The organism is Psychrobacter sp. T6-5, from assembly GCF_052258485.2.
In the GTDB taxonomy this organism is placed as follows: domain Bacteria; phylum Pseudomonadota; class Gammaproteobacteria; order Pseudomonadales; family Moraxellaceae; genus Psychrobacter.
Window position 1 is genome coordinate 1662246 of the sequence record NZ_JBQQEY020000001.1, and the last position, 12440, is coordinate 1674685.

A 12440-nucleotide genomic window follows, 5' to 3' on the forward strand; every position below is an offset into this window, starting at 1 on the left:
TTTTGATGACAGTCTGCTATGGTAAGGGCTGAGCGCGACTTGAATTATGCTAAAATAGGCTAAAATCCATGGTCATGTCGCTGGCAAGCTTATGACAATCTAAAAATCCATTTACAATAAACAAATAATTAATAGCAATAACTTTTAGGGCAAACTTATGAATAACCCAAACAATAGCAACCGTGTGATCATCAACCTTGATGATGGTCTTGATGACTTAGATGACGATGATATTACCTTACCCAGTTTGCCGGCGCAATCTGTACCCATTATTGATGAAACAGAGAGCGCTGCGCCACAAAAGGATAATACGGCAAATAGAGACGTCTCAAACAATCAGGCAGCAGAAAATATTGCTTTGGCCACACCAATTGTTATGACAGAAGAGCATAACGTCCCTAAAGGTACCTCTGAGAGCTTTTCAAGCGCTAAAGAGACAGGCACTACGAGCAAACCTAATACTGCGACAACCATTCCTGCCATGCCACTACAAGAGCAATTGGGTGATACACCAAGCGTGAGTCCAGTTGCTAGCAGTAATGTACAAACGACTACGCCGCAAGAAACTGCTGAAGAGTCACAAGAAAATAAGAAAAAAGGCAACTGGTTTAACCGCATGAAGACGGGGCTGAGTAAATCACGTAAAAACTTGGCCGAAGGGATGGTCAGCATTCTTATCGGTGGTAAAGAGATCGATGACGAGCTGTTAGAAGAGGTCGAAGATCAACTATTGGTAGCTGATATCGGTGTCAACGCGACCAACCGTATTATCAAGAGTCTCACTGAGCAGACTGCCCGTGGTGACTTGATTTATGCACACTCATTATATAAAGCCTTGCAAAGTGAGCTGGTTGATATCTTAACGCCAAAAGTTGAGCCGCTGGTGATTGATACCAGCAAAAAACCATTTGTTATCTTAGTTGTGGGCGTCAATGGTGTGGGCAAAACCACAACCATCGGTAAGCTTGCTAAGCGCTTACAAGGCGAAGGTAAATCAGTCATGCTCGCAGCAGGTGATACTTTTCGCGCGGCTGCCACCGAGCAGCTACAGATTTGGGGCGAGCGTAATCATATCCCAGTGGTGGCACAAGGTCATGGCTCTGATAGTGCTTCGGTGATTTTTGATGCGATGCAATCCGCCAAAGCAAAAAACATCGACGTACTCATCGCCGATACTGCTGGCCGTCTGCAAAACAAGACACATTTGATGGCAGAGCTAGAAAAAGTCGTACGCGTGATGCGTAAAGCCGATCCAAGCGCTCCGCATGAAGGCATGATCGTGCTGGATGCTGGTACGGGTCAAAATGCCATTAACCAAGTTGAGCTATTTAACAAGATTGTACCATTGACAGGTATCACTATTACTAAGCTAGACGGTACTGCTAAGGGTGGCGTGGTGTTTAACATTGCCGAAACGACAGATGTGCCTATTCGCTATATTGGTGTGGGTGAGTCGATTGATGACTTGCGTGCCTTTAGTCCGAAGCAGTTTGTCGCCGCTTTGTTTGAGACAGATGACAAAGAGTAAAATTGGATAGATATTTTGATTTGATAAATCATTTTTAAGATAATATGGAAGTAGACGCTATGATAGTTACCACGGCAGCTTTTGGGTCACATCAATTAACGCTGATTGCCCGTGCTAATGCGCATGTTAGCAAGCATAGTCGGCCTATGCTCGTTGAAGCCAACTGGCTGCTGCCCGGTAATACGTGGCATAGCTCAAAATCTGTTCCCAAGCTAAAAAAATATTATGGCCTGACAGATGAAGACTTTACCTTTATAGACAGTAATAGCCTAAGCATGAAAGAGCCTACTCAAGCTTTATTGATAGAAACGATTTTCCAACTCAAAGATTACGCTGCTGGTAAACGTAAGACATTGGATTTACCCTTAGATTTTTCTATGGGTACTGAGTTTCAACAAAGCGTATGGCGGGCACTGCAAGAGATTGGCTATGGCGAAACCATCAGCTATGCCACCCTCGCGCAGCGTGTTAATAGCCCAAAGGGGTTCCGCGCGGTTGCACAGGCTAATGGCAAAAACCCTTTTAGTATCATCGTGCCTTGCCACCGAGTGATTGCGAGCGACGGTAAGCTTGGCGGCTATACGGGCGGGCTAGACAAAAAGAAGTATCTGCTGGCGCTTGAAGGGGTTAAATGTAGATCGTAGTAGCGAATATAGCGCTGTATCCATTAAGTTCTTAAATATAGAGAAAAGCACCAAGCCTGTAATCGGGTTTGGTGCTTTTTTCTATGTAGTGCTTCCTTTATGTAGTGCTCTGGCTATTTGGCGCATTTATTACAGCCAGAGCAGCCTTGAGATTTCTTAAAAATAATCTTTGTCCATACATAATAGACAGAGATGGCAACGATGATAAAGACAATCAAGTATTCTAACCATGTATTCATATCAGCTCCTTAAAATCCAAAAATTTGTCCCGTGATGCGGTAGACTATCCAAGCCATCGTATAAGCCAGCACAAACAGATAGCCAGTAATGGCTAAAGTCTGCTTCAATGACTTAGTTTCACGGCGAATAACCGCGAGGGTTGCCAAACACATTGGGGCGTATACGTAAAAAGCCAAAAAGGCAAAGGCAGTGGCCAGACCCCATTGAGCATGAATGATAGGAATAAGCGTTTGATTGATGGCCTCATCACCCACGCCGCCTACTGCATATACCGTACCCAACGCTGCCACCACGACCTCGCGCGCGGCCAGTCCTGGGATTAAAGAAATACACATCTGCCACGTAAAGCCAATGGGTGCAAAAATAGGCTCGATCAAATGTCCAAGCATACCAGCAAAGCTATAATCAATAGCAGGACCAACGGCATTTGCAGGTGCAGATGGAAAAGTGACTAACACCCATAACACCACAGAGAGCGTGAAAATCACTGTACCGGCTTTTCTTAAAAATGCACTCACTTTGTCCCAAAGCTCACCAGCGATATGCTTCACATTGGGCATGCGATAGGTTGGTAGTTCCATTAATAAAGGAAAAGCAGACGATTCTGATTTTGCACTATGAAAGCGTTTGAATAACCATGAAACTAGCGCTGCTGATAATGTGCCCGCAACATATAGTATAAATAAAGTAATGCCTTGCAAATTGAATATGCCAAGCACTGTTTGGCTGGGTATCACCGCTGCAATGATGAGGGCATAAATCGGTAGACGCGCCGAACAAGTCAACATGGGCAATACCGCAATGGCCATCAAACGTTCTTTATGGCTCGGTATCGTACGAGTAGACATGACAGCGGGTACAGCGCAAGCGAAACCGGATAACAATGGAATAAATGAGCGTCCAGATAGGCCTACTTTGGATAATAAATTATCTAACAAAAACGCGGCACGCGGTAAATATCCTGAGTCTTCTAGTATCAATAAGAATAAAAATAGCAATGTGATTTGAGGTACGAACACCACGACGCTACCCACACCAGCCACAATGCCATCGACGATAAGACTCTGTAAGATACCATCTGGTAGCCATTGCATCAGCAGTGTGCCCACACTACCAACCAACCATTCGATACTATCCATCAGCGGTGCAGCCCATGCATAGACAGCCTGAAAAATGACAAATAGAATCATCAGCAAAATAACCACCCCTATGACGGGATGCAAGGTCAACTGGTCCAACCGTTCATGCCATTTTGGTAAACGTTGTGCACTTGTCACGGCTCGGCTCAGAATATCATCAGCCTGTTGATACATGGTGTGCGTGTCGCTATCACCATCAAAGAAATGAATAGGCTTGTCGCTGCCAGAGATATACTCGATCAGCTCACCAGCTAATCTCATTAACGGCTCGCAACCTTTGCGTTTAATTGCAACGGTCTTGACAAAAGGTACGCCAAGCTCATCAGATAATATCGCTTCATCTACGACCAGACCACGGCTATGTGCCACATCACTCAGATTGAGTGCGACAATGATCGGTAAGCCCAAGCTTTTGAGCTCAAGTAGCATCCGTAGCGACATACGTAAGTTGGTGGCGTCCGCCACAAAAATAATCCCATCAGGGACAGATTCGCCAGGCATTTGACCGAAGAGCACTTTACGAGTGACTTCTTCATCTAGGCTGGCTGTTTTTAAGCTATAAGTGCCGGGCAGGTCCAAAATATTGACATTGCTGTGACCAAGCAGAGTAGCACTGCGCTTATCAACGGTAACGCCAGAATAGTTGGCTACTTTGGCTTTGGAGCCTGTCAGCACGTTGAAGGTGGCCGTTTTGCCGCAGTTGGGTGCGCCTACCAAAGCTAATGTGATAGGTGCAGTGCTGGCTTTTATTTGTTGAATTGGTACTGAGATAGATACTGAAGAGGACATAAGCTTATGCATCGCTTCTGGAGGAATGTATATGAGGAAGCTGTTTGGATAAAGCAGAGGATGACTGGGTTATCTGTGCAGATTGATCATGGGTTTTTACGCTGATGTGATGGCGCGGCATTTGATTTTCATCAGCTCGTCAGCACGTAAGCTAAACTGAGCGCCCGTACTCAACTGTACGGCATAAGGCGGCTTACCAAACAGACCTTTGGCAACAATATAAACCAAGGTATCAGGTAAAAATCCTAAATCTTTGAGCCGTTGGCTGATGGCACCATCGATTTCACCGAAGCGATGATTGGCAACAATCTCGTCAATAATGGCAGGCTGGCGTTTGTTTAGCTCTAATAATGAACATACAGGCGATGGGTTTGTGTCTGTCAAAGTAGGAGCGTCAGTAGTGGTAGAATAAGAAGGTGAAAGCGTCACACTCATATAGAAGTCCTTAGTTATTTGCATCTTTGCAAATGATAACTATTACTATTTTTGTGTGATTATATGCCTCGTCTATGAGAAAAACAACCGTTATAAGAGAGTGCTGTGATAACAAAAAAAACCAGACAGTATGACACCATCTGGTTTTATAATACTAAAGTTCAGTACTACCAAGCACCTCTGAAACTGTCTTAGCTATCCCTCAAGCTGTGCCATGACGTCAGCAGAGAAGTTAACGTTAGTATAAACTTCTTGCACATCATCCGCATCTTCTAACATATCGATCATCTTTAGGATCTTTTCAGCATCTTCCACATTGTCGATTTCAGCCGTGGTAGATGGTGACATGGTGACTTCAGCATTGTCAGAGACAAGACCAGCAGCGTTAAGCGCGTCTTGAACTTGACCGAAAGTTTCCCACTCAGTAATGACAAGTAAGCTTTCACCATCGTTTTCGATATCAACGGCGCCCGCATCTAGTGCAGCTAGCATGACTTCATCTTCTAAGCTCACATCATTAAAGGTGATTTCGCCGCGTTTAGTAAACAGATACGCCACCGAGCCTGATGTACCAAGGTTGCCATCGCATTTGGTAAAGGCGTGACGGACTTCACTGACAGTACGATTGAGGTTATCAGTCATGGTTTCGACCAGTACCGCTACACCGCCAACACCGTAGCCTTCGTAACTGACTTCTTCCATGTTTTCATTATCACCGCCGCCTGTACCACGGTCGACAGCACGGTTGATCGTATCGCGGGTCATATTGACCGAGAGCGCTTTTTCAATAACAGCACGTAAGCGCGGGTTTTTGTCAGGATCGGGGTCGCCTTGTTTGGCAGCTGAGACGATTTCACGGATAATTTTGGTAAATATTTTACCTTTTACTGCATCCTGACGGGCTTTACGGTGTTTAATATTTGCCCATTTTGAATGGCCTGCCATATAACATCCTTAAGGTTTACGTATTATTTTTTATGTGCAAAAAGGCGATGAGTCACAGCCTTCGATGTCTGATCACCTTGTTTTATACTATCATTACTTTGTCTATATAAGGTAATAGCGCTACTTGCACGTTAACGATTTGTATGTTGTTGAGAGTGCTTTTTTGCTACACTGTGGCAAATTATAGATTGTATTCACTGTGATAAGTGAGCAATATTATAAACCAGTTTTAACTATTTTGACCAACTTGCCCTTATCCATCACATTTTAAGTCATGGAATGCTATCAAGCCATTGATTTTATAAAGTTACTGATTCTATGAAGCAACCAACCGCTGAAGCCCTAACACACTTGCGTAACCGCACGCATATCATTATCGAAGGTACAGATACCCGTTTGGGTAAGCTCTTTGATATTGTATTATTGATTGCGATTTTGGCCAGTGTTGCTGTCGTCATGCTTGATAGTGTGTTGTACATGCGCTTGCAATATGGCACGTTGTTCTTTTATGCAGAGTGGTTTTTTACTATTCTGTTCACCATTGAGTATGCGCTAAGGTTGTTTTCAGCACCCAATCGTTTGCGCTATGCGTTTAGCTTCTTTGGGATAGTGGATTTGCTGTCTGTTTTGCCAAGCTATCTGAGTTTACTGTTTGTAGGGGTGCAGTATCTACTAGTCATACGAGTACTGCGTATCTTACGTGTATTCCGTGTCCTAAAACTCAAAGCCTATATGCAACAGGCAGGTTTTTTGGCTTCTGCACTCAAAACCAGTCAGCAGAAAATCACGGTATTTTTCTTGTCCCTTGTGCTATTGGTAACCATCTTTGGTTCAATTATTTACGTAGTAGAGGGGCCTGAAAACGGGTTTACTAGTATTCCATTGTCTATCTATTGGGCGGTTGTCACGATGACAACGGTTGGCTATGGTGATATGTCGCCCAAGACACCGTTGGGCCAAGCGATTGCAACCATGGTTATGATCACAGGTTATTCGATTATTGCCGTACCGACCGGTATTTTTACCTCTGAGCTGGCTCGTAATATGCGCCCGCAGCTCAATCCTGTCACTTGTCCAAACTGTGGTAAATTCGGTCATGCAGTGGGTGCAGACTTTTGCGATCGCTGCGGGCACGCGCTCCATATTTAATGATAGGTAGTGATAGATTTTATATCACTACTGATTGATCTCTTATCTATACCTCAATGTACTCATCAACCAGCGGTGAGAGGTCAGTCTCGACGCCTAGATTTACCAAGTTCCAGTACTGTCCTGATATAGTGCGATCTAGCATCATTGTTGTGGCAGAGGGCTGAAACTGACCAAAGTATTTCAATGAGGTACGCATTTGCGCAATGGCATCATGATGTATCTGACTGCTGCCAAAATCAAATGCACCTTCTTGATACGGGCTGATAGATAAAGGTTTTAGACCAATCGACAGCCATTTTTCATAAAACTCGCCAGGGATGTTTTTATCATCGTCACGGCGAATGTCTAAGGCGACAAGGTCTTGCTCAAGTGCGGTCACATCGCCTTTGATAGCGTGTTTTGCGAAACGACGGAACAATTGAACTTCGCTATCACTGTAACTACGGATACCACCAAAATCATAAGCCACGACGCTGCCGTCATGACGAAAAGCAAAGTTGCCTGGATGTGGGTCACAGTGCATACGGTACAAGCCAAATAGCTGTCCTGCGGTAAAATGAAACAGGCGCTCTGCTATTTTTTGCTTGATGTCATTGTCCCATGTCGCAGCGACGGTCAATGTCTCTCCCATCTCTTCGGTTAAGGTTAGAATCCGTCTGGAAGAATGGCTGCTGATGACTTTAGGAATGATAAGTCCTTCATCATCTGCATGAAAAGCGCCAAATACACGTAAGTTATAAGCTTCTTTGGTATAGTCCAGCTCATCATGTAAGCTCTGGCGAATCTCGTTAAAGAGTTGCTCTTGCAACTGCTTACTCATATTGAGCACGCCTGCAATCTTTAGTGCCATGCGGACTTGCTTGAGATCACTATCACAGTTTTCATCCACATCAGGGTACTGGACTTTGACCACGACTTTTTGTCCAGACAATAAAGTAGCTTTGTGCACTTGTCCGATAGATGCGGCAGCAAACGGCATTTCTTCAAACTCACTGAACAACTCTGCTATAGGTGCTTTTAGCTCACGCTCAACTTGTGCACGTATTTGCGCATAAGGCATCGGCGGGGCATCTTTTTGGAGTTTTTCTAAAGCAGTGGCAACTTCAGGTGGAAAAACGTCTTTGTATTGTGAGGCAATCTGTCCTACCTTCATCACCGCACCTTTCATCTCACCCAATGTCTCGGCAATCTGGATACCCACGTCTTGCATCAAGTCGGAGCGAGCCTGCAGACGTTTCTCTTCGTCACTCGAGAGATGCTTAAATGAGTTCTTAGCTGCTTTGCCGGCAATACTTGCTGTCATGCCAGCGAGTTTCATAAAGCGCTTTCCGGACGTTTTTGCCATTCATATCACCATATAGTGGATTGTTTGCTCAGCCATAATTCTATTATTTTCATCAGACAATTACTGTTTGACTAATGTGTGAAAAACAAAATGTGTGAAAAATAAGAAGTTTTACTTTATTAATAAAGCTAGTAATCTATAAAATCAAACAACACCTTAAGTACTTGTATTGACTGCATAAATATTGCTTAGCCAGTAATCTAATGCCATCTCATAACCCATATGACCCAAACCACAGATCACACCGACTGCGACATCGCTCAAATAGGAATGATGCCTGAAAGGCTCACGCGCATGAACATTGGATAAATGTACTTCTATAAAGGGTTTTTGTGTGGCCAATAGGGCATCACGTAGTGCAACTGATGTGTGGGTAAATGCAGCAGGATTGATAATAATAGCATCAGCTTGGGCAGATTTGTCTGCTAATAAGCCATAATGTTGGATCTTATCGACTAGATCGCCTTCATGATTTGACTGTATACAAATTAATTCAATGCCGTGCTGAGCGGCTCGCTCGATCAAGCGTTTTTCGATATCTACCAGCGTCATATGGCCATAAATTTCAGGCTCACGCTTACCCAATAAGTTCAGGTTGACGCCATTTACCAATAGCAGTTTGTGATTGAGTGTCTGATCGATGTGTTGGTCAGCAGGATTTTTTGCTGCTGTAGATGGAGAAGAGGACGTCATAGTAATCTCTGTTGCTATTTAAATATGTGGATGATTTATTATAATGAATAAGGTGTGCATGACAAATAGGTTGCATAAGCTAATCCAGCGTATCGCTTTATAATAGCAGCTTGTAGGCTAGGTTATAAAAAAATTACAGGAAAAACTCACCCATGCATTAAAAAGCGTGTTAAAAGTCTTTATGTTGCTAAAAACCCGTGCTATGATATTTTTTATGCAATAAATATTGCAAGTTTGTTACTGTCATTGATATGAAAGATAGTTTGCAAAATTGGCTTTCTTTTATATAAGTGTTTTAAAGATGACTGTGGCTAGATTGGTACTTTTAAGTTTTTGATTTCATCATCTTAGATCCCGTTTATATGCAATGTTGCAAAGGAATTTGGGGCTAAGCGAACTTTTTTAGGAAGTAATATTATGTCAGCTCGTGAGCAAGGTATCGTTAAGTGGTTTAATGACTCAAAAGGCTTTGGTTTCATTCAACGTGACAGCGGAGAAGATATTTTTGTCCATTTCCGCGCGATTCAGGGTGATGGCTATCGTTCTTTGAAAGATGGCGAAAAAGTTGAGTTCAGTGTAGTAGAAGGTGAGAAAGGTCTACAAGCTGAAGAAGTCAGAAAGATAGAAGGGTAATCTATCCAGACATTAAAGCGGTTTAGTTATAATGTCTGTACGAACTACTGATATACTACTGAGTCAAGCCCGTATTGTCTTACCCATGTTGAGTTAACAGCAGCATATTTGGTAGGTCAGGTATTGGGCTTGGCTTTTTTTGTACCCGTATGTCTAGCGGCCATCTATAGATATCATGTTGCGACTGCTATTGGTCACGCTTATGTCAGTATAAAGCTTTATTGTGAGCTGATTTGTGATTGATAAAATACAAGCAACTAATTTAAAAGGATATTTTTTTGAGTAATTTTACAACGTTTACTGATTTGCCACTTTCAGTCGCAACATTACGCGCCGTGAGTGATTTGGGTTTCACTGAATTAACGCCTATTCAGGCAAAAATACTACCGCATACATTAGCAAATCAAGATGCCATCGGACAGGCACAAACGGGAACCGGTAAGACAGCAACGTTTTTGCTGACTATTATGGAGGCGTTACTCAAGCGTCCTTTTGCTCATGATGAAGAGTGCTATCTCGGTGAGCCACGTGCAGTCATTATGGCACCAACGCGTGAGCTCGCTCAGCAGATATTTGACGACTGCATTGCATTGACCAAATATACGTCGCTACATAGTGTGTGTATTATGGGTGGTACCAATTACGAAACCCAGCAGCATGAGCTTGAGCGCCAATACGTTGATATTTTGGTGGCGACGCCTGGTCGTCTGATTGATCTTGCCAATAAAGGTATGGTGTATTTAGATCGAGTAGAGGTGTTGGTATTGGATGAAGCAGACCGTATGCTGGACATGGGTTTTATTCCTGATATCAAGCGCTTAGTAGGTCGTATGCCCGCCAATACAGACCGTCAAAGCTTACTGTTTTCTGCTACTTTTAACCAAGATGTGATGAATTTGGCGTATCGCTGGTTGCATGAGCCGCAGTTTGTGGAAATCGAGCCAGAACACAAAACCAGCGAATTGGTTGATCAGCACTTTTACTTACTGACAGAAGATCAAAAACTCGAAGCCCTGCAGCGTATTATTAGTGATGAGGCTGTTGAAAAGGTCATTGTATTCGCCAATCGCAAAGATCAAGTCAAGCGTCTCTATCATAAACTGCGTCAAGCGCATAAGATTGTGATGCTCTCAGGTGATGTGATTCAGCAAAAACGTGAGAAATACTTACAGCGATTTAAGGATGGTCACGCGTCTATTTTGGTCGCGACAGATGTTGCAGGGCGCGGTATCCATGTCGATGATATCAGTCATGTTGTCAACTATACCTTGCCGGATCAACCAGATGATTATGTTCATCGTATTGGTCGTACGGGCCGCGCTGGGCAAACAGGCATTAGCATTAGCTTTGTCAGTGAAGATGACGCATTTAATATACCAGCATTAGAGAAGCATTTAGAAACCAAGTTTACGCTTGAGCAGTGGCAGGAATAATTGCTATAAATGGATATCATTTAACCAATAAAACCCTTAATATCATTTTTGATATTAAGGGTTTTTTGTATGCTTGGTAAAGTCTACGCAGTACTCGCAGTATGTGTTAGAAATTATTGAGCATGATGCATGGAGGTGGCGTCATCGCCCATATCGTGCATGCTATGATCCATATGGTTATCCATGTCTTGCATATCATGATCCATAGCTGGCGTCATATCGTGATTCATCTGATCCATGTCATGAGCATCTGTCTCAGACATCATAGCAGAGTGGCTACTATGATCCATCTGTGCGTGTCCACCACCATGCCCGCCATGCATATTTGCCATGACCATAGGAACGACAGCAACTGCCAAACCTGAGAGTACCATCACCGCACCATTTAACTGCCTTAAGCGAAAACGACCAATCTTGTCACGTAACCAGCCAACTGTCTCGTGCGTTGCAACTAGCATCGGTATGGTTCCCAAGCCGAACACAAACATCAATGCGGCACCGCTTAATGGGTTGTGAGCGACGACAGCAATCAGTAGAGCGCCGTATACCAAACCGCAAGGCAAAAAGCCCCAAAGCAAACCTGCTGTTAGTGCGCGCGGAAAAGTATTGAGCGGAAATACCTTTTGACGCAGCGGGCTAAGGTATTGCCAAAAGCGCATGCCAAAACGCTCAAGCTTGGTCAAAAACGGCGCGCCAAGCATAGTTACACCGACAAATACTAGTACCAGTCCTAACAAGATGCGCGGCATGCTGTTGCCCTGCATCAATGGCGCCAGTACCGTGACACCAATAAGTCCTGCGACCAAACCCAATAATGCATAACTGGTTAGACGGCCAAGATGATAGGTGGCCACCAGCGCGCGGCGTTTAGTAGGGCTGACATCTTTCATAGACAGACCAAATGCCGTCACAAGACCGCCACACATACCCAAACAATGCGGCGAGCCAAAAAACCCCATCAGTAATGCCGCAACAAGTAAAGCCATGGTCATGGATGCATCTCCTAAAAGTCATAAAGGCCGTATCTATAGACACGATTATTATCTAACGAAAGCTCATCATTACACGATGAGCAGAGAAGAGGATAAAGGTTAGATTTTTGGGTTTTTCTCTAAATCAGTACGAACGAGCGCATCTTTATCAACATTGTCATCTGACGGCTCGGTATTTGCAGAATGCCGAGACTGCACCGCGCGCTCATGAGCTTGCATGGTTTGCCTGCGCTCTTGACGATCATCCAATATGATACGCTGTGATGCATTGTCCAAATCTTCGAACTGGTTTGATTTTACCGCATAACGCACTGCCCAGATGGCAACCACAAATAGCATGAGACTTAATGGGATTAATAAAAATATACTGAGCATGGTAACTCTCTTCAATAGCAGTGTCTTTTATTATTATACACCCATCGCAAATGCAGTGGATGATCTGTAGCAATTAGAATGAGGCGTAGCATTATAT

At 43.7% G+C, this 12440-nt stretch carries 13 protein-coding genes; 5 read left to right on the forward strand and 8 right to left on the reverse strand.

The window, feature by feature from the left end; genetic code table 11:
- Window positions 1–157 precede the first annotated feature (157 nt).
- A complete protein-coding gene (ftsY, locus tag ACTXGK_RS21860) occupies window positions 158–1528 on the forward strand; it encodes a signal recognition particle-docking protein FtsY (RefSeq protein ID WP_443516938.1) in 1371 nt (456 codons plus the stop codon).
- A gap of 59 nt (window positions 1529–1587) precedes the next feature.
- The gene (locus tag ACTXGK_RS21865; protein ID WP_443516936.1) at window positions 1588–2172 is read left to right on the forward strand and encodes a methylated-DNA--[protein]-cysteine S-methyltransferase; all 585 of its coding nucleotides are present in this window, start codon (window positions 1588–1590) and stop codon (window positions 2170–2172) included.
- 113 nt (window positions 2173–2285) lie between these two features.
- On the opposite strand, the gene ACTXGK_RS21870 is transcribed toward ACTXGK_RS21865, so the two are convergent.
- The 4 genes from ACTXGK_RS21870 to ACTXGK_RS21885 all read right to left on the reverse strand — a co-directional run bounded on the left by ACTXGK_RS21870 (window position 2286) and on the right by ACTXGK_RS21885 (window position 5720).
- Window positions 2286–2411 (reverse strand): FeoB-associated Cys-rich membrane protein, encoded by a 126-nt coding sequence (locus tag ACTXGK_RS21870; RefSeq protein WP_201598671.1) that lies wholly within the window; start codon window positions 2409–2411, stop codon window positions 2286–2288.
- Between the two features lie 9 nt (window positions 2412–2420).
- Window positions 2421–4340, reverse strand: a complete 1920-nt coding sequence (gene feoB, locus ACTXGK_RS21875; RefSeq protein ID WP_443516934.1) for a ferrous iron transport protein B — start codon at window positions 4338–4340, stop codon at window positions 2421–2423.
- A 96-nt stretch (window positions 4341–4436) separates the two neighbouring features.
- Window positions 4437–4775, reverse strand: coding sequence for a FeoA family protein (locus ACTXGK_RS21880; protein WP_443516932.1), 339 nt, complete (start codon window positions 4773–4775; stop codon window positions 4437–4439).
- A 195-nt stretch (window positions 4776–4970) separates the two neighbouring features.
- Window positions 4971–5720 carry a YebC/PmpR family DNA-binding transcriptional regulator gene (locus ACTXGK_RS21885; RefSeq protein WP_201598675.1) on the reverse strand — a complete coding sequence of 250 codons (750 nt, stop codon included), beginning with the start codon at window positions 5718–5720 and terminating at the stop codon, window positions 4971–4973.
- A gap of 318 nt (window positions 5721–6038) precedes the next feature.
- Here ACTXGK_RS21885 and ACTXGK_RS21890 point away from each other — a divergent pair, with 318 nt between their 5' ends.
- A complete protein-coding gene (locus ACTXGK_RS21890) occupies window positions 6039–6869 on the forward strand; it encodes an ion transporter (RefSeq protein WP_075107416.1) in 831 nt (276 codons plus the stop codon).
- 46 nt (window positions 6870–6915) lie between these two features.
- Here ACTXGK_RS21890 and ACTXGK_RS21895 read toward each other — a convergent pair whose 3' ends face one another.
- Both ACTXGK_RS21895 and aroQ read right to left on the reverse strand, forming a co-directional pair.
- On the reverse strand, window positions 6916–8217 hold the full coding sequence (locus tag ACTXGK_RS21895) for an ABC1 kinase family protein (RefSeq protein ID WP_443516930.1): 1302 nt from the start codon (window positions 8215–8217) through the stop codon (window positions 6916–6918).
- Between the two features lie 156 nt (window positions 8218–8373).
- Entirely contained in the window at window positions 8374–8910 is a 537-nt protein-coding gene (gene aroQ / locus ACTXGK_RS21900) for a type II 3-dehydroquinate dehydratase (RefSeq protein WP_443516928.1), read from the reverse strand.
- 417 nt (window positions 8911–9327) lie between these two features.
- Here aroQ and ACTXGK_RS21905 point away from each other — a divergent pair, with 417 nt between their 5' ends.
- Both ACTXGK_RS21905 and ACTXGK_RS21910 read left to right on the forward strand, forming a co-directional pair.
- Window positions 9328–9543 carry a cold-shock protein gene (locus tag ACTXGK_RS21905; protein WP_443516927.1) on the forward strand — a complete coding sequence of 72 codons (216 nt, stop codon included), beginning with the start codon at window positions 9328–9330 and terminating at the stop codon, window positions 9541–9543.
- 278 nt (window positions 9544–9821) lie between these two features.
- Window positions 9822–10976 (forward strand): DEAD/DEAH box helicase, encoded by a 1155-nt coding sequence (locus ACTXGK_RS21910; RefSeq protein ID WP_443516925.1) that lies wholly within the window; start codon window positions 9822–9824, stop codon window positions 10974–10976.
- A gap of 113 nt (window positions 10977–11089) precedes the next feature.
- On the opposite strand, the gene ACTXGK_RS21915 is transcribed toward ACTXGK_RS21910, so the two are convergent.
- Complete coding sequence (locus ACTXGK_RS21915) at window positions 11090–11968, reverse strand: sulfite exporter TauE/SafE family protein (RefSeq protein WP_371532630.1); 879 nt, start codon at window positions 11966–11968, stop codon at window positions 11090–11092.
- 99 nt (window positions 11969–12067) lie between these two features.
- Window positions 12068–12343, reverse strand: a complete 276-nt coding sequence (gene ccoS / locus ACTXGK_RS21920; protein ID WP_443516923.1) for a cbb3-type cytochrome oxidase assembly protein CcoS — start codon at window positions 12341–12343, stop codon at window positions 12068–12070.
- Between the last annotated feature and the right edge of the window lie 97 nt (window positions 12344–12440).